Here is a 16,418-nt window from a genome sequence, read left to right on the forward strand (position 1 = left end):
CGCCATAAGTTGGCGAATAGATACTGGAGCTGGGCATGAGCGCATGGCGCAACGTTAGTCTGTGGATGGATCAGCTCGAGGAGCCGTTGATTCCGCGCGCGCCGCTGGTGGGTGCAATGGAAGCCGACGTGGTGATCATCGGCGCCGGCTACACGGGCTTGTGGACCGCGTACTACCTCAAACGCCAGGCCCCGGAGCTGCGCATTGTCATCGTCGAAGCGGAGATTTCCGGCTTTGGCGCGTCCGGGCGCAACGGCGGCTGGCTGATGGGCAACCTGCTCGGCGAAGACCGTCTGTTGGCCAGCCTGCCACTGGCAGCGCGGCAGGAATCCCATCAACTGCTGCACGGCATACCCGATGAAGTGGCCACCGTGCTGCAGCGCGAAGGCATCGACTGCGACTACCGCAAAGCCGGCATCCTCTATACCGCCGCCCGTTACCCGGAGCAGGAAACCAGCCTGCGTGGCCAGTTGCGCGCGTTGTACGAACAGGGCCTGACCGAAGCGGACTACCGCTGGATGTCGGTCAATGAGCTCAACGAGCAGCTGCGTATCGCCACGCCGTATGGCGCCATTCATACGCCGCATTGCGCCACCATTCACCCAGCCAAACTGGTCCGCGGCCTGGCGCGTACCGTTGAACGCATGGGCGTGCAGCTGTTCGAAAAGAGCCGTGTCCGGCATTGGCAGCCTGGCCTGGTGCGCACCGAACAAGGTGAGGTCCGCGCCAACTGGGTGGTGCCGGCAATCGAAGGGTACTCGGTGACCTTGCCGCCGTTGGGCAACCACCTGCTGCCGGTGCAAAGCCTGATCGTCGCCACCGCGCCGTTGCCGGCGGCCACCTGGGCTGAGATCGGTCTGGAGCGCGGTCAAGCCTTCAGCGAAGCCAGTCGCCAGGTCACCTACGGCCAGCGCACCAAAGACGATCGCCTGGTGTTCGGCGCCCGTGGTGGCTACAAGTTCGGCGGCAAACTGCGCGCTGACGCCAGCCTCAGCGACGAAGAAGTAGCGCTGCGCCGCTACCTGTTTGGCGAGCTGTTTCCAATCCTGAAAAACGTGCCCATCACCCATTCCTGGGGCGGCAACCTGGGCATGTCGCGCAGCTTCCACCCGCACATGATTTGCGACCGCAAAAATCAGGTGGCGTTGTCCGGCGGTTATGGCGGCGAAGGCGTGGGGGCCAGCAACCTCGGAGGTCGTACCCTGGCGCAGTTGATTCTCGGCGAAACCAGCGTGCTCACCCGCCAACCCTGGGTGCAACTGGACAGCAGCATCCGGCAGGGCTTGCGCACCTGGGAGCCGGAACCCTGCCGCTGGCTGGGCTACAACGCCATTATCAAAAGCTTCGTCAACGAAGACAAAGTGCTCGCCGACCCCAGTAGCGCGCCGTGGAAACGCAGCGTTGCCAGCGGTCTGGCGCAGTTCATGGAAGGTTTTATGAAGTAAACCCAACAGACTCAGCGGCTCTACACCCCTCTCCAGCACGCGGGAGAGGGGACTGATCACTTTCATTTGAACGAATAACGAGTGCCCTATGAACATCACCCATTTCAAAAACACCCCCGCCGCCGTGCTCGAAGAGTCCTTCCCGGTTGCTGTGCCGTTGAGCGACGTCGTCGCCGTGGCCTCGACCACCAGCGTCGAGCGCACCGATGGGGTGGAAACCGGTATCTGGGAATGCACGCCCGGCGTCTGGCGTCGGCAGATCGTGCAACAAGAGTTCTGCCACATCATTTCCGGCCGCTGCACCTTCACCCCCGAAGGCGGTGAACCGATGGAAATCAACGCGGGCGACGCCTTGATGATGCCGGCTAACACCCTCGGCATCTGGGATATCAAGGAGACCGTGCGCAAAACCTATGTGCTGATCTTCAAGTAAGTAAGGCTTGCGGGGCGCCTGCCTGGCTCTAGCCCCGAAACCCTTTGTATGCAGTACCTCCCAAAAACAAAAAGTACAGAGAAGTCCCATGTTCAAACTCATTGCTCCGCTCATGCTGGTGGCGTCGGTCAGCCAGGCTGCCGACACCGTGAAGATCTACAACTGGTCCGACTACATCGCGCCGGACACCTTGAAGAACTTCCAGGCCGCCAGCGGCATCACGCCGATCTATGACGTCTACGACAGCAACGAAACCCTCGACGGCAAGTTGATGACCGGCAAATCCGGCTACGACGTGGTGTTCCCCTCCAACCACTTCATGGCCCGGCAGATCCAGGGCGGGGCGCTGAAGAAGCTCGACAAGAGCCAGCTGCCCAACTGGAACAACCTCAATCCGGTGCTGCTCAAGGCCCTGGAAACCAACGACCCGGGTAACGAGCACGGCTTCCCGTACCTGTGGGGCAGCACCGGCATCGGCTACAACGTGGCCAAGGTCAAAGCCGTGCTCGGCGATGTGCCGCTGGATTCATGGGACCTGATCCTCAAACCCGAGAACATGAAAAAGCTCAGCCAGTGCGGCGTGGCGATTCTCGACAACGGCCCGGAAGTGCTGCCGATCACCTTGCATTACCTGGGCCTGCCGCATCACAGCAAAGACCCGGCTGACTACAAAAAAGCCGAAGCGACGCTGATGCAGATCCGCCCCTACGTGCGCTACTTCCATTCCTCCAAATACGTCAGCGACCTGGCCAACGGCGAGATCTGCGTGGCAGTCGGCTTCTCCGGCGACATCATGCAGGCCGCCAACCGCGCCAAAGAGGCAAAAAATGGCGTGGACATCGGTTACGTGATTCCGAAAGAGGGCGCGCCGATGTGGTTCGACATGGTCTCCATGCCCGTCGACGCCCCGGATGAAAAAGCCGCTTACGCCTTTATGAACTACCTGCTCGACCCGAACGTGATGGCGCAGATCAGCGACTACGTGCGCTACGCCAACGGCAACGAAAAAGCCGACGGCCTGGTGAGTGCGGACCTGAAAGCCGACACCAAGGTGTACCCAAGTGCCGAAACGATGAAAACCATGTTTGCCCTGGAGGCCATGCCGTTGGCCACCGACCGCATCCGCACACGGTTGTGGAACAAGGTTAAATCGGGGAACTGATTAACCCCGATTTAACAACGGCGCCCCTCGCAAGAGCGGCGCCGTTTCCATGTCCGCACTCTGCTCCTACGAAAACAGCGATGTTCTTGTAAGCTGCGCGGTTCAATGGGATTGCTGGAGCCAGAAGGGATGGAACTACGCGGCTCGATCAAGAGTTGGAACGACGACAAGGGCTTTGGCTTTGTCACCCCCGAAGGCGGGGGCCCCGCAGTATTTGTACATATCAGCGCCATGCATGGCGACCGTCGCCCGCTGGCCGGCGATGGGGTGTTTTATATCGCCAGCAAGGACGAGAACGGCCGGTTGCGGGCCGAGCATATGCGCCTGCAGGGGTTGAGCCTGGATCAGCCTTCCATTCGCATTAAACCCCGGCAAGCCGCGCCGCGTGTGGCAGCAGCCAGGAAACCGGCACGCCAACGTCTACCATCAAGCATGGCGATGCCCCGGCAACTGGGCTTCAAACTGGTGGTGTTCGCGTTGCTCTGTGCTGCACCGGCGCTAGGTGCCTGGCAGCTATTCGTAATCCAGCACTGGGCCTGGGCATTGGCGCTGTACCCAGTGGCCAGCGTGCTGACTGTGGGTTTTTACGGCTATGACAAACACCGCGCCATGGCCGGTGAATGGCGCACGCCGGAAAACCGACTGCACCTGCTGGAGTTGATGGGCGGTTGGCCCGGCGCCTTGGTGGCGCAACAGTTGTACCGGCATAAAACCCGCAAGGTCGATTTTCAGCTGGTGTTCTGGGGGATTGTGCTAGCCCATCAGGCGCTGTGGCTGGAGTGGCTGCTATTTGGCGGGAAACATCTGCTGCGCGTGTTGCGGTGACCCCTGTGGGCGCTCAAGCGCATCGCGGCTGATCAGCGCGACCGGCCGCTCCTACGGCAGTGCGTGGGTCGTAGAAGCGGCAGTGTGTGGCTTACTGGCTAACCTCGATCACCCGACCATTCAACGGCTGCACCGGCCGTGCATTCATCGGATACAAGGCGCGGAACGCAGCGATCTGCGCTTTGGACACTTCAACCGGCTCGCGGAGTACCTGCCAGCTCACACCGTCACTGCACGGCGGGGTGGTCAGCGAGCCCTGGAAGCGGAAGTAGCGTTGGTCGCTTGGCAGCAGCCCGGCGGGGTCGAATGTCGCCAGCGGGTGGTTTTTACCGGCTGCCGGCAACGCGGCAAGGATGGGTTTGAGCGCCTGGTTTTCTTGACCTTCCTTGAACAGTACGGCTACGACCGACAGCTTGCCGTCGGCAGTTTTGTGCACCAGGTGGGCATCCATGGGATAGGTTTTGCCGTCGAAGCGTTCTTCGCTGGGCGCATGGAAATGGAACTGCAGCAGCTCGGCGCTCACATCACCGACTTTCAGCTGGCTGCCGGCAGGCAGGTTGACCTGCACGGTATGGCCGTTGTTGATCACCTCGGCACTGCTGCTTTTGTAGTTGAAGATCAGCGCCGGCAGCTTGGCCGCCAGGCTTTCGCCGGCTTTGATATCAACCGGAGACTGTTCTTTGCTGGCGTTGCAGGCGGCGTTTGCAGGGTCGAGTTCGGCCCAGTGTTCCGGGCCATGCGCGCCTTCGTAGCTCCAATGGGCGCCGTCGGCAGCCTGGGCGTTGCCCATCAGAATGCAGGTGGCCAGCAGGCTGATGGAAAGGGCGAATAGAGGTTTCATGGCGTGCTCCAAATAGAAATGAAAAAGCTGGGCAATCATTTCTGTTCGGGTGCAGTGCGACTGTAGGCGGGGTGGCGGTGGGTTGTGCGAAAACGCTTACCCGGTTGCGGGATACGTCCTGCCGCCTAGAGCGGGTCGAGCAGTAAACCCACCTGGCGGATCTTGGGGAGCTTGCGCACCACGAGCTGGTGGGAGCAGGTGAGCAGTTCTTGCAGCTCGGCGGTACTGACCACCTCGGGTTTGTCCAGGCGGATCCAGTGGGCGCGCGCCAGATATGGGGCAGGGCGGATGCCGGGGCGGTCGACGTAGCCGAGGAACAGCTCCTTATCGACCTTGAAAGCCAGGCCTTCGCCCATAAAGTTGATGACGGCGATCATCTTGTTCTGCGCGATGGAGAACACGCGGTTGTCCCCCCATTTCAGGTCTTCGCGCACGCCGGGTAACTGCAAGAGAAAGGCGGCGGTTTGTTCGTTGTTCATGTGAATTCCTTGTCAGGCTTTCTTCGAATCGTAAAGACGGGTCTCAGACAGGCTGGGTCCAGTCACCGCGAAACGCTTCGGTGATGTGTTCGATCCAGGCGCGCACCGCCGGCAGCATACCGCGCCGGTGCGGGTACACGGCCTGCAGATAGCCGCCGGGCAGGTTCCACTGTGGCAGCAACTGCACCAGGCGACCGTCGGCCAGCTCTTCGTGGCAATTCATCAACGGCAACATGGAAAAGCCCAGACCGGCCATGGCGGCGTTTTTGCGCACCATAAAATCTTCGATGGCCAGACGCGGCTCCAGGGCGATCTCACGCTTGTTGCCTTGGTTGTCGACCAGGCGGAAGTGCACTTTGCGGTCGGGGTCGAGGGCTCCGAGTACGGGCAGCGAATGCAGGTCCTGCAGGTTGGCGATCTGCCGGCCGGCCAACAGTGACGGCGCGGCGACCAGCACCGCCGACGCTGGGCGCAGCTTGCGCGCGATCAGGGCTGGGTCTTCGTCGCCTTCGTCACGTACCCGCAGAGCGACATCGATGCCTTCGGCGAGCAGGTCGACGCGGCGGTTGAGCAGGACGATTTCCAGCTGCACCTGCGGATAGCTGCCGAGGAAGTCATTGATGATCGGCGACAGGTAGGACTCAGCCAGTGCCGTCGGGCACGACACCCGCAAGCGTCCACGGGGTTCGCTGGAGTGCGTGGCCACCGCTTCGTCGGCCATATCGGCAGCCAGAATCATGGTCTGGCAGTGGCGGTAGTAGTGCTCCCCAATGTCGGTCAGCGCCAGTTTGCGCGTGCTGCGTTGCAACAGGCGGGCGCCGAGGCGTTCTTCCAGCTCGGCAATGCGCCGCGACAAACGCGACTTGGGAATGCCGAGCAGGCGTCCGGCAGCGGCGAAACCACCGGCTTCTACCACTTTGGCGAAATAGAACAGGTCGTTGAGATCTTGCATAAAAGGCTCAGGGTGAAAGTTATCGTCCTACCAGTGGGACGAACTATCACATTTTTGCTGACTATTAGGCTATTGGTTTCACCAGTAGGATTGCCACCATTCCATCGCCAAACGGCGATTCTTACTTGGAGAACGCCCCATGAAACTTCTGCACATCGATTCCAGCATCCTCGGCGACAACTCGGCTTCGCGCCAACTGAGCAAAGCTGTGGTCAGCGCCTGGCAAGCCAGCGACGCCGGTATTCAGGTCAGCTACCGCGACCTCGCCGACGACGCTTTCAGCCACCTGTCCGCTGCCAGCCTGGTTGCCGGCGGTACCCCAGCTGAGCTGCGTGATGCTGCGCAAAAGCATGAAGCGGATCTGGCCGAAGCCACTCTCAACGAATTCCTGGCTGCTGACGCCATCGTGATCGGCGCGCCGATGTACAACTTCACAGTGCCGACCCAGCTCAAAGCCTGGATCGACCGCATCGCCGTCGCTGGCAAAACCTTCACCTACGACGAGAACGGTCCTAAAGGCCTGGCCGGCGGCAAGAAAGTGGTGATCGTCTCCACCGCAGGCGGCATCCACGCTGGCCAAGCGAGCGGCATCGCCCACGAAGACTACCTGCAACTGGTGCTGCGTTTCCTCGGCATCACCGATATTGAAGTCGTTCGCGCTCAAGGCCTGGCCTACGGCGAAGAGCCGCGCGCGCAAGCACTGGCAGCGGCTAACCAGCAAGTTGCCGATCTGTTCGTTGCTGCTTAAGTAAGCCGCCAATAAAAAATCCCCGCTTCGGCGGGGATTTTTTTTGCTTGCGTAGCGCTGACTCAGGTTTTTTAGACGCTCAGGCTCATCCCGAGATTGACGCTTTGCTGGCTGCGGTCGACGGCTTGGTTCAGCCCGTAGCGGACCTGTGCGTCGAAGCGCCGATTTTGGCCTGCCGAGCTGGTCGGTACTATCGGAGCGGGCTTTTTGTCCTGACACCAGTGGCCCGCAAGGGGGGCGGCTGCACGGGGATTTTTCTGGCACAAGTCATGCTTTTGTAACCGACATGTGTTTGCACAACCGCGGTATCGAGCTCATGCTCACCGCCGCTGTGCAGACGTTTGCAGGTAATGAAGCTGGCTGTGGAGGTGAGGGGTGAGCACCTTTTTTGCGCGTGGGTTGCTGCTGTTGCTCGGTTTGGTGGCCATTGTTGCGCCGACGTTGGCGGCGACCGGCAGCGGGCGGATGACCGTCGGCTTCCACCAGATGACCCTGCGCGACCCCCTCGATCAGCAACCGATGCAGGCGGTGGCGTTCTACCCAGCCTTCGCCCATGCCACCGTCAGTAACATCGGCCCCTACCATATTGCTGCCGGCCAGGATGCGCCGGTGGCGCCCGGTCACTATCCGTTGCTGGTGTTGTCCCATGGCAACAGCGGCAGCCCGCTGGCCCAGCACGATCTGGCCACCTACCTGGCCAAGCATGGTTTCGTGGTGTTGGCGGTGGTGCACCCTGGCGACAATTACGCCGACCAGAGCCGCCTCGGTACGCTCAGCAACCTCTACGGTCGACCCATGCAGATTTCCCAGGCGATCACCGACGCCTTGCAGGACCCCTGGCTGGAGCCGTTTCTGGATGAGCAGCGAATCGGCATGATCGGTTATTCCGCCGGTGGCGAAACCGCGCTGATCGTCGGCGGCGCGCAACCGCAGATGCAGCTGCTGCGTGACTACTGCCAGGTTCACCCCGGCGATCAGGACGCCTGCCGCACCCAGGGCGAATTGGTGGCCGACCGCGATGACCTGGTGGCGGAAAGCGACCCGCGGGTGAAAGCGTTGATGCTGCTGGCACCACTGGGACTGATGTTCGGCAAGGACGAATTGCAGGACGTGAAACTGCCGGTGCTGATGTACGCCGGTGCCAACGACCAACTGCTCGCCATCGAAACCAATGCCCTGGCGCTGACCCACAGCCTGCCGCAGCCGCCCAACTACCAACTGCTGGATGGCGCCGGCCATTTCATCTTTATGTCGCCGTGCTCAGCCGAGCAGGAACAGATGATGCCGATGCTGTGCAAGGACGCTGAAGGCGTGGACCGTCAGCGCATTCACCGGCGCATGAACGCCGAAGCGGTGGAGTTTTTCAGTACGGTGCTGGGCCCTGATCTGACCGATCACCAGGCCTCACTGCATTAAGTCTGCGAACGTTGTGCGCGGCGCGCCAGCCACAGGCTGAGGGTCAAGCCAAGCACGGCTAACAGCGCGGCGGCGAGGAAGATGCCGTTGTAGCCAAAGCCATACGCGACGGCGCCCATCAGCGGTCCGGCGATCGCCAATGCCAGGTCGAAGAACACCGCGTAGGCACTGAAACCGGCGCTGCGGCTGCTGTCGGGAATCTGCTTGATCGCCTCCACCCCCAGCGCCGGATACACCAGCGACAGGCCGCAGCCGGTCAGCGCCGCCCCCGCCATCGCCCACAGCGGCGAAGGCGCGAACCACAGCAACAGCAAGCCCAGGGTTTCAATGCCCATGCAGCCGATCGCCACGCTGTAACCGCCGTAGTGCTTGATCGCATCGATCAACAACACCCGCGCGCCAATAAACGCCACGCCAAACGCCGACAGGCTGTAAGCCGCGCCGCTCCAGCCTTTGCTGGCGAAGTACAGGGCGACAAACGTGGTCAGCGTGCCGTAGCCAATCGAACCCAGCGCCAACCCCACGCCATACGGCGCGATGCGCCCCAGCACTGTGCTGAACGGCAGCCGCTCGCCCTTCAATACCGGGGCCGAGGCCCGTTTGCGGATCAGCAGCAAGCCCAGTAGCGCCAAGGTGGTGAGGGCGCATCCCATGGTCCAGAAACCCCAGGCGTCGACCATCAATACCCCCGCCGGCGCGCCGATGGCGATGGCACCGTAAGCGGCGATGCCGTTCCAGGAAATCACCCGCGCGGTGTATTCGGTACCGACCTGATTGATGCCCCAACTGATGGTACTAACCCCGAGCAAGCCTTGGGTTACGCCCAGTAGCAGGCGCGCGACGAGCATGACCACCAGGCTCAGCAACGGCAGGTGAGTGAGCTCCGTCGACAGCAGCGTCAACAGACCGCTGACGGCGATACCACAGAGCCCATACACCAGCGCCGGTTTGGTGCCGAGGCTGTCGGCGAGGCGCCCGGCCACGGGGCGAGTGAGGAGAGTGGCGAGGTATTGCGAGGCGATGGTCAGGCCGGCCACTACCGCCCCATAACCTAGTTCGTTGTGCACAAAGCCAGGCACCACCGCGATCGGAATGCCGATGCAGAGAAAGCCGAGAAAGGTATAGAACACGATGGACAGAATCTGCCCCGTGATCGCCAGGGAGCTGGGCGCTTGGGTATGCATGCTGAAACTTCACCGAAAACCTGCGGCAATGATGGCGGCAGAATCGGGAGAAGGAAAGGCAGCTAACGATTGGATAAGGCGAGTGAATGACGGGGTCGAGGCCAAAGCCAGCGTCGCCCCAGCGCAGGCTGGGGCCCGGAATGGCGCAAGGGAATGCTGCTCTGCGCATCGTCTTGGCTGATGCCCTCTTACCCCGAAATCCCTTCCGGCGACAGCTCCACGGTCCGTTCACGGAACGTCTGCTCATAGGTGGCAGTGTCCACCTCGCTAACCTGAGGCAGGCTGCCCACCTCGCGAATCGCCTGCACCGCCGCCTGATCGAACGCGCTGTCGCCGCTGCTTTGGCTGACCTCGGCAGTCTCGACCCGACCGTCGCGGCTGATCCGCACTAACACATGGGTAACCATGCCATTGCGCGCCGAAGGCGGGCGCACCCAGTGGTCCACGATCTGCTCGACGAAGCTCGCGATGATCTGCTTGGCCTCAGCCGTGGGCTGACCGGCAAACGCCGAAGGTGCACCCGCCAGCACGATCAGCAGCGCCGCTGCTATCAGTTGTTTTCGACTGAACATTTTCCCCTCCATGGCCCTTACAAAAACGCCCCGCAAAAGCGGGGCGTCGATGACAGCGAAATGGGGTTAGATCACCACACCCTGGCTGCGCAGGTAGTCGTCGTAGGTGCCGCTGAAGTCGACCACGCCGCTAGGCGACAGCTCGATGATGCGGGTGGCCAGGGACGATACGAACTCACGGTCGTGGCTGACGAAAATCAGTGTGCCCGGGTAGTTTTCCAGCGCCAGGTTCAGCGCCTCGATGGACTCCATATCCAAGTGGTTGGTCGGTTCGTCCATGATCAGCACGTTGGGCTTTTGCAGGATCAGCTTGCCGAACAGCATGCGGCCTTGCTCACCACCGGAGATCACTTTCACCGACTTGAGGATTTCGTCGTTGGAAAACAGCATGCGCCCCAGGGTGCCACGAATCATCTGCTCGCCCTGAGTCCACTGGCCCATCCAGTCGAACAGGCTGACGTCGTCTTCGAAGTCGTGCGCGTGGTCTTGGGCGTAGTAGCCAAGCTCGGCGCTGTCGGTCCATTTAACGTTACCGGCATCTGGGGTCAGCTCGCCGACCAGGGTGCGCAGCAGGGTGGTCTTGCCGATACCGTTCGGGCCGATGATCGCCACGCGCTCGCCCGCTTCGACCTGGAAGCTGAAGCCCTTGAACAGGGTCTTGCCGTCAAAACCCTTGGCCATGTTCTCGACCATAACGGCCTGGCGGTGCAGCTTTTTGGTCTGCTCGAAACGAATGAACGGGCTGACGCGGCTGGATGGCTTGACCTCGGCCAGCTGGATCTTGTCGATCTGCTTGGCACGGGAAGTGGCCTGCTTGGCTTTCGAGGCGTTGGCCGAGAAGCGACTGACGAAGCTTTGCAGCTCGTTGATCTGCGCTTTTTTCTTGGCGTTGTCCGACAGCAGTTGCTCGCGCGACTGGGTGGCGGCGGTCATGTATTCGTCGTAGTTGCCCGGGAACAGACGCAGCTCGCCGTAGTCCAGGTCAGCCATGTGGGTGCACACGCTGTTCAGGAAGTGACGGTCGTGGGAAATGATGATCATGGTGCTGTTACGGCTGGTCAGAATGTTTTCCAGCCAGCGGATGGTGTTGATGTCCAGGTGGTTGGTTGGCTCGTCGAGCAGCAACACTTCCGGATCGGAGAACAACGCCTGGGCCAGCAGCACCCGCAGTTTCCAGCCTGGCGCCACTTCGGTCATCGGGCCGAAATGCTGTTCCAACGGAATACCCAGGCCCATCAATAGCTCACCGGCGCGCGATTCGGCGGTGTAGCCGTCCATTTCGGCGAACTCGGTTTCCAGCTCGGCCACGGCCATGCCGTCTTCTTCGCTCATTTCCGCCAGCGAATAGATGCGGTCGCGTTCAGCCTTCACTTTCCACAATTCTTCGTGGCCCATGATCACGGTATCGATCACGGTGAACTGCTCGTAAGCGAACTGATCCTGACGCAGCTTACCCAAGCGCACGTTCGGCTCGAGCATTACCTGGCCACCGGAAGCCTCCAGATCGCCACCGAGAATCTTCATGAACGTCGACTTGCCGCAGCCGTTTGCACCGATCAGGCCGTAGCGGTTACCGCCGGCAAACTTGACGGAAACGTTTTCGAACAGCGGCTTGGCGCCGAACTGCATGGTGATATTGGCGGTAGAGATCACGGTGGGAATCCAGGGGTATGCGCAAAAAAGGACGCGATTGTAGCGGTTTGGGCGGTGGAGCGCTGCTCTATTACGCTCGGCGGCGGCTGTTGCATGCCTACCCATCGAGGCGTCTGTGCGAGACCGGGGTTATCACGGCGTTTGTGGCTGGAGTTTCAGCCACTGCCGGCGGGTGAATGCGACATATCGGCCATATGGTTATGCATAAACGATATTTAAAATAAGATTTTTATATCTATAGAGTTTGCTCTCCACGCGTACCTGCCGATCAATCGGCGCGCCGCTCCATGAACCTTTGCGGTTACCCCGCAGTTCTAGACCGAAGCGCGCCACGAACGCGCCGTTACCTGGAGAGTCGTCATGCTGATGGCACATATCCCCGCGCTGGTTCGCCCAGGCACATCGAAGTATTCCCTCGCATTTCCACGCGACTGCCGGTCGACGTGATCCAGCACATCCACTGCTGAATGCCTGCTCGCCTGTTTGGCCTTGCCGCCGAGCGGCAAACCCTTTTTGCCCATTTAGGCGCCTGCCATGCCCTATAGCTATCTGTCCCATCTGCATTGCCCGAAGACCAACGTGCGTTACGACGCCAGCCAGATTCAGCAACTGAGCGAGGTTGGCGCGCCGCTGCTGGTCGATTACGACCTTGATGCGCTGCGCAGCGCCTGGAAGCCGACCGATCTGCTCGGCCGCGAAGCCAGCCTGTGGCGTTACCACGAACTGTTGCCGGTGCTGGACCCGGCCAACGTGGTCAACCTCGGGGAAGGGTTTACCCCGTTGTTCAGAACGCCACGCATCGGCCAGGACCTTGGCATCGACGATCTGTGGCTAAAGGACGAGGGCATCATTCCCACCGGCTCCTTCAAGGCGCGTGGTGCGGCAGTGGGGGTGTCCAAGGCCAAGGAGTTGGGCGTGCGTGCGCTGGCGATGCCCACCAACGGCAATGCAGGAGCCGCTTGGTCGCTGTATGCCGCCCGCGCCGGTATCGAAGCCACGGTGGTGATGCCGCAGGACGCGCCGCAGATTACCCGTTTGGAAACCGCTATTTCCGGTGCGCATCTGTACTTGGTCAACGGGCTGATTTCCGATGCCGGCAAGCAGGTGGCCGAGGCGGTGGCCGCCGGTGGTCTATACGACGCCTCGACGCTGAAAGAGCCGTACCGCATCGAGGGCAAGAAGACCATGGGCTTCGAGATTGCCGAGCAGTTCGGTTGGCGGCTGCCCGATGTGATCCTTTATCCCACCGGCGGTGGTGTGGGGCTGATCGGTATCCACAAGGCGTTTCAGGAATTGCGTGCGTTGGGCTGGCTGCCAGCCGAGCAGCCACTGCCGCGGCTGGTGGCGGTGCAAGCCAGTGGCTGTGCGCCGATTGTCAAAGCCTGGCAAGCGCGCGCCGAGGCCTCGGAGTTCTGGCCGGATTCGCGCACGGTGGCCTTTGGCATCAACGTGCCGAAGGCGCTCGGCGACTTTCTGGTGTTGCGAGCGCTGTATGAAAGCGACGGTTATGCCATCGCCGTGGATGACGCCGACCTGCTGGCCGAACAACGCAAGGTGGCCGAGCTGGAGGGCGCGTTCGTTTGCCCGGAAGGCGCGGCACTCTATGCCGCCGCGCGCCAGTTGCGCGAGGCCGGCTGGATTCGCGCGGGCGAGCGGGTGGTGGTGTTGAACACCGGCACTGGCATCAAGTACCCCGACACCTTTGCGGTGGACGTGCCGCTGTTGCAGCCCGGGGAGCGTCTGCCGCGATGAGCTTCGATTGGAATTTTGTCTGGTCCACCTTGCCGGCGTTTGCCAAGGCGGTGCTGGTCACCTTGCAGGTGGGCGTTATCGCCATCGCCACCGGGTTGCTTGTCGCGCTGCTCAACACGTCGATTCTGGTTCTGCGCGTGCGGGTGTTGAGTACGTTGGTGAAGGGCTATATCGAAGTAGCGCGCAACACGCCGCTGCTGTTGCAGCTGTTCTTTATCTACTTCGCGCTGCCCAGTGTCGGTATCCGGGTGTCGGGGTTCAGCGCGGCAATTATTGCGATGACCTTTCTCGGTGGCGCCTACCTGACCGAGGTACTGCGCGCCGGGGTGGAAGCAGTGCCGAAAACCCAGATCGAATCGGGGCTGTCCATTGGCCTGTCGCGCTGGCAACTGCTGCGTCACGTGGTCTTGCCACAGGCGGGGATTCTCAGCCTGCCGGCGCTGTTCGCCAATTTCATTTTTCTGCTCAAGGAAACCACCATCGTTTCCGCAGTGGCGGTACCGGAGATTCTCTACACCACCAAAAGCTATATCGCCCTGTATTACAAAACCTACGAGATGCTTGCGGTGATGACGGCCATCTGTGTGCTGTTGTTCCTGCCGCTGTCGCTGTTGCTGGTGCGCGTGGAAAGGAGGTTGCAGCATGCCCAGTTCGGGTCTTGATCTGCTGCTGGTCTCGGCACCGCAACTGGCCAAGGGCGCGTGGCAGACGCTGAGCATTTCCGTGGCGTCGATCGTGTTCAGCACGCTCGGCGGGTTGCTGTATGGCGTGCTGCGCGACCTGCGCAACCGGTGGCTGGAGTGGCCGCTGCGGATTTACCTGGAGCTGTTTCGCGCCATACCGGTGCTGGTGTGGTTGTACCTGCTGTTTTTCGGCCTGCCGATTTTCCTCGGCGCCACGCTATCGAGCTTCAGCTGCGCGGTGTTGGTGTTGTCGTTATGGGGCGCCAGCGAGGTCGGCGAGGTGGTGCGCGGCGGCTTGCATTCGTTGCCCCGTGGCCAGCGCGAAGCGGCCCTGGCCATCGGCCTCGACAGGCCGCGGCTGTACACGCAGATCCTGCTGCCGCAGGCGCTCAAACGCATCACGCCGCCGACCATCAATGTCTACACCCGCATCATCAAGACCAGTTCCCTGGCGGTACTGATTGGTGTGGTGGACGTCATCAAGGTGGGCCAGCAGATCATCGAACGGACCTATGAGTCGGTGCTGATCTACGGCTTTCTCTTCGCCTTTTTCTTTCTGCTGTGCTTTCCGCTATCGGCCGTGTCTCGCGTGCTCGAACGTCGTTGGAGTCATGCATGACCGCTCTGTTGGAACTCACTCAATTCACTAAAACCTTCGGCGCCACCCCGGTGCTGAACGGCATCGACCTGCAGGTGCGGCGCGGCGAAGTGGTGGTCATTCTCGGGCCTAGCGGGTGCGGTAAAAGCACCTTGCTGCGTTGCCTCAATGGCCTCGAAGAGGGGCAGGGCGGCCACCTGCGTTTTGCCGGCGCCGAACTCAACGGCACCACCTATTGGCGTGCGGTGCGCCAGCGCATCGGCATGGTGTTTCAGAGCTACCACCTGTTCCCGCACAAGACCGTGCTGGAGAACATTCTGCTCGGCCCCTTGCAGGTGCAGAAGCGCGCCTTTGGCGAAGCGCTGGCCCAGGCCGAAGCGCTGCTGGCCCGGATCGGCCTGTTGGACAAACGCAACGCCTACCCGCGCGAGCTTTCCGGCGGCCAGCAGCAGCGCATTGCGATCGTCCGTGCGCTGTGCATGAACCCCGAAGTGATGCTGTTCGATGAGGTCACCGCGGCGCTGGACCCGGAAATGGTCAAGGAGGTGCTGGAAGTCATTCTCGGCCTCGCCGAGGGCGGCATGACCATGTTGATTGTGACCCACGAAATGGCCTTCGCCCGAGCGGTGGCCGATCGCATTTTGTTCATGGACGGCGGCGTGATTGCCGAACAGAACGACCCCGAAAGCTTTTTCAGCAACCCGCAAACCGCACGCGCGCAGCAGTTTCTGCAGAAGTTCTCCTACTTGGAAAACATGTCTAGAAGGAAAGCATGATGAAACGTTCAACTGCCCTGTTATTCCCCGTGCTCGCGGCCAGCATTCTGCTCGGATGTGGCAATTCGGAAGCGCCGAAACAAGCCAGCAAAGAGGCGAGTGCCGAGCCTGCCAAAGAGGCTGCGCCGAGTGCCGGTTACCTGGACAAGATCAAAGCCCGCGACAAGCTGGTGGTCGGTGTGTTCAGCGATAAACCACCCTTTGGTTTCGTCGATGAGCACGGCACTTACGTCGGGTTTGACACTGACATCGCCAAGCGTTTGGCCAAGGACCTGCTCGGCGATGAAAGCAAAGTCGAGTTCGTGGTGGTCGAGCCCGCCAGCCGCATTCCGTTCCTGCAGAGCGACAAGGTCGACCTGATTCTGGCCAACATGACCGTCACCCCCGAGCGCGCCGAAGCGGTGGAGTTCACCAACCCCAACCTGCGTGTAGCGGTGCAGGCCATCGTCGCCGATGGCAGCAGCGTGAAAAAGCTTGATGACCTGGCGGATAAAACCACCATCGTCACCACCGGCACCACGGCCGATATCTGGCTGACCAAAAATCACCCGGACTGGAAACTGCTCAAGTTCGAGAAGAACTCCGAGTCCCTGCAAGCCCTGGCCAACGGCCGTGGCGACGCCTACGCGCAGGACAACCTGGTGCTGTTCAGCTGGGCCAAACAAAACCCCGGCTACCGCGTGCTGGCAGACAAACTGGGCAGCGAAGCACCGATTGCTCCAGCGGTGAAGAAGGGCAACATCGAGCTGCGTGACTGGGTCAACGTCGAGCTGAGCAAACTGGGTGAAGAGCAGTTCCTGCTCAAGCTGTACGACCAGTACGTGCGTGCGCAACTGGCTGACGGCACCGATCCGAAGTCGGTGATCGTCGAAGGCGGCAAGTGGGAAGGTTAAGAACCT

The 16,418-nt window shown here is 61.3% G+C and carries 17 protein-coding genes; 11 read left to right on the forward strand and 6 right to left on the reverse strand.

Annotated features, from left to right (window positions below):
- Positions 1 to 35 precede the first annotated feature (35 nt).
- From C8K61_RS17965 to C8K61_RS17980, 4 genes are all read left to right on the forward strand, one after another.
- A complete protein-coding gene (locus tag C8K61_RS17965; RefSeq protein ID WP_108097648.1) occupies positions 36 to 1,445 on the forward strand; it encodes an FAD-binding oxidoreductase in 1,410 nt (469 codons plus the stop codon).
- Positions 1,446 to 1,533: 88 nt separating this feature from the next.
- Positions 1,534 to 1,878 (forward strand): cupin domain-containing protein, encoded by a 345-nt coding sequence (locus tag C8K61_RS17970; RefSeq protein ID WP_108097649.1) that lies wholly within the window; start codon positions 1,534 to 1,536, stop codon positions 1,876 to 1,878.
- An 88-nt stretch (positions 1,879 to 1,966) separates the two neighbouring features.
- Complete coding sequence (locus tag C8K61_RS17975; protein WP_108097650.1) at positions 1,967 to 3,040, forward strand: polyamine ABC transporter substrate-binding protein; 1,074 nt, start codon at positions 1,967 to 1,969, stop codon at positions 3,038 to 3,040.
- 129 nt (positions 3,041 to 3,169) lie between these two features.
- Positions 3,170 to 3,865: a cold shock and DUF1294 domain-containing protein gene (locus C8K61_RS17980; RefSeq protein ID WP_108097651.1), complete on the forward strand. Its 696-nt coding sequence runs from the start codon at positions 3,170 to 3,172 to the stop codon at positions 3,863 to 3,865.
- A gap of 91 nt (positions 3,866 to 3,956) precedes the next feature.
- Here the strand turns inward: C8K61_RS17980 and C8K61_RS17985 are convergent, their stop codons facing one another.
- The 3 genes from C8K61_RS17985 to C8K61_RS17995 form a co-directional block, all read right to left on the reverse strand.
- The gene (locus C8K61_RS17985; RefSeq protein WP_108097652.1) at positions 3,957 to 4,706 is read right to left on the reverse strand and encodes a carbonic anhydrase; all 750 of its coding nucleotides are present in this window, start codon (positions 4,704 to 4,706) and stop codon (positions 3,957 to 3,959) included.
- Between the two features lie 125 nt (positions 4,707 to 4,831).
- Positions 4,832 to 5,185, reverse strand: a complete 354-nt coding sequence (locus C8K61_RS17990; protein ID WP_108097653.1) for an MmcQ/YjbR family DNA-binding protein — start codon at positions 5,183 to 5,185, stop codon at positions 4,832 to 4,834.
- 43 nt (positions 5,186 to 5,228) lie between these two features.
- Positions 5,229 to 6,137 carry a LysR substrate-binding domain-containing protein gene (locus C8K61_RS17995; RefSeq protein WP_108097654.1) on the reverse strand — a complete coding sequence of 303 codons (909 nt, stop codon included), beginning with the start codon at positions 6,135 to 6,137 and terminating at the stop codon, positions 5,229 to 5,231.
- Between the two features lie 139 nt (positions 6,138 to 6,276).
- Between C8K61_RS17995 and C8K61_RS18000 the strand changes: the two genes are divergently transcribed.
- Both C8K61_RS18000 and C8K61_RS18005 read left to right on the forward strand, forming a co-directional pair.
- On the forward strand, positions 6,277 to 6,885 hold the full coding sequence (locus tag C8K61_RS18000) for an FMN-dependent NADH-azoreductase (protein ID WP_108097655.1): 609 nt from the start codon (positions 6,277 to 6,279) through the stop codon (positions 6,883 to 6,885).
- A gap of 465 nt (positions 6,886 to 7,350) precedes the next feature.
- Positions 7,351 to 8,301 carry a dienelactone hydrolase gene (locus C8K61_RS18005; RefSeq protein ID WP_108097813.1) on the forward strand — a complete coding sequence of 317 codons (951 nt, stop codon included), beginning with the start codon at positions 7,351 to 7,353 and terminating at the stop codon, positions 8,299 to 8,301.
- Here the strand turns inward: C8K61_RS18005 and C8K61_RS18010 are convergent.
- The 3 genes from C8K61_RS18010 to C8K61_RS18020 form a co-directional block, all read right to left on the reverse strand.
- A complete protein-coding gene (locus C8K61_RS18010; RefSeq protein ID WP_108097656.1) occupies positions 8,298 to 9,485 on the reverse strand; it encodes an MFS transporter in 1,188 nt (395 codons plus the stop codon). The genes C8K61_RS18005 and C8K61_RS18010 overlap by 4 nt on opposite strands.
- 188 nt (positions 9,486 to 9,673) lie before the next feature.
- The gene (locus tag C8K61_RS18015) at positions 9,674 to 10,057 is read right to left on the reverse strand and encodes an energy transducer TonB (protein WP_158272519.1); all 384 of its coding nucleotides are present in this window, start codon (positions 10,055 to 10,057) and stop codon (positions 9,674 to 9,676) included.
- A 66-nt stretch (positions 10,058 to 10,123) separates the two neighbouring features.
- A complete protein-coding gene (locus tag C8K61_RS18020; RefSeq protein WP_108097658.1) occupies positions 10,124 to 11,710 on the reverse strand; it encodes an ABC-F family ATPase in 1,587 nt (528 codons plus the stop codon).
- 534 nt (positions 11,711 to 12,244) lie between these two features.
- Between C8K61_RS18020 and C8K61_RS18030 the strand changes: the two genes are divergently transcribed.
- Genes C8K61_RS18030 through C8K61_RS18050 form a run of 5 tightly spaced genes read left to right on the forward strand, consistent with a single transcriptional unit; the run spans position 12,245 to position 16,412 of the window.
- The gene (locus C8K61_RS18030; protein ID WP_108097660.1) at positions 12,245 to 13,462 is read left to right on the forward strand and encodes a threonine synthase; all 1,218 of its coding nucleotides are present in this window, start codon (positions 12,245 to 12,247) and stop codon (positions 13,460 to 13,462) included.
- Complete coding sequence (locus C8K61_RS18035; protein WP_108097661.1) at positions 13,459 to 14,124, forward strand: amino acid ABC transporter permease; 666 nt, start codon at positions 13,459 to 13,461, stop codon at positions 14,122 to 14,124. Before C8K61_RS18030 ends, C8K61_RS18035 begins: the two co-directional genes overlap by 4 nt.
- On the forward strand, positions 14,105 to 14,764 hold the full coding sequence (locus C8K61_RS18040; protein ID WP_108097662.1) for an amino acid ABC transporter permease: 660 nt from the start codon (positions 14,105 to 14,107) through the stop codon (positions 14,762 to 14,764). The genes C8K61_RS18035 and C8K61_RS18040 overlap by 20 nt, the downstream gene beginning before the upstream one ends.
- Positions 14,761 to 15,519, forward strand: a complete 759-nt coding sequence (locus tag C8K61_RS18045) for an amino acid ABC transporter ATP-binding protein (RefSeq protein WP_108097663.1) — start codon at positions 14,761 to 14,763, stop codon at positions 15,517 to 15,519. Before C8K61_RS18040 ends, C8K61_RS18045 begins: the two co-directional genes overlap by 4 nt.
- Positions 15,519 to 16,412 (forward strand): transporter substrate-binding domain-containing protein, encoded by an 894-nt coding sequence (locus C8K61_RS18050; protein WP_108097664.1) that lies wholly within the window; start codon positions 15,519 to 15,521, stop codon positions 16,410 to 16,412. The genes C8K61_RS18045 and C8K61_RS18050 overlap by 1 nt, the downstream gene beginning before the upstream one ends.
- The last annotated feature ends 6 nt before the right edge of the window (positions 16,413 to 16,418 follow it).

The sequence above is a fragment of the Pseudomonas sp. GV071 genome (assembly GCF_003050835.1).
Classification (GTDB): Bacteria; Pseudomonadota; Gammaproteobacteria; order Pseudomonadales; family Pseudomonadaceae; genus Aquipseudomonas.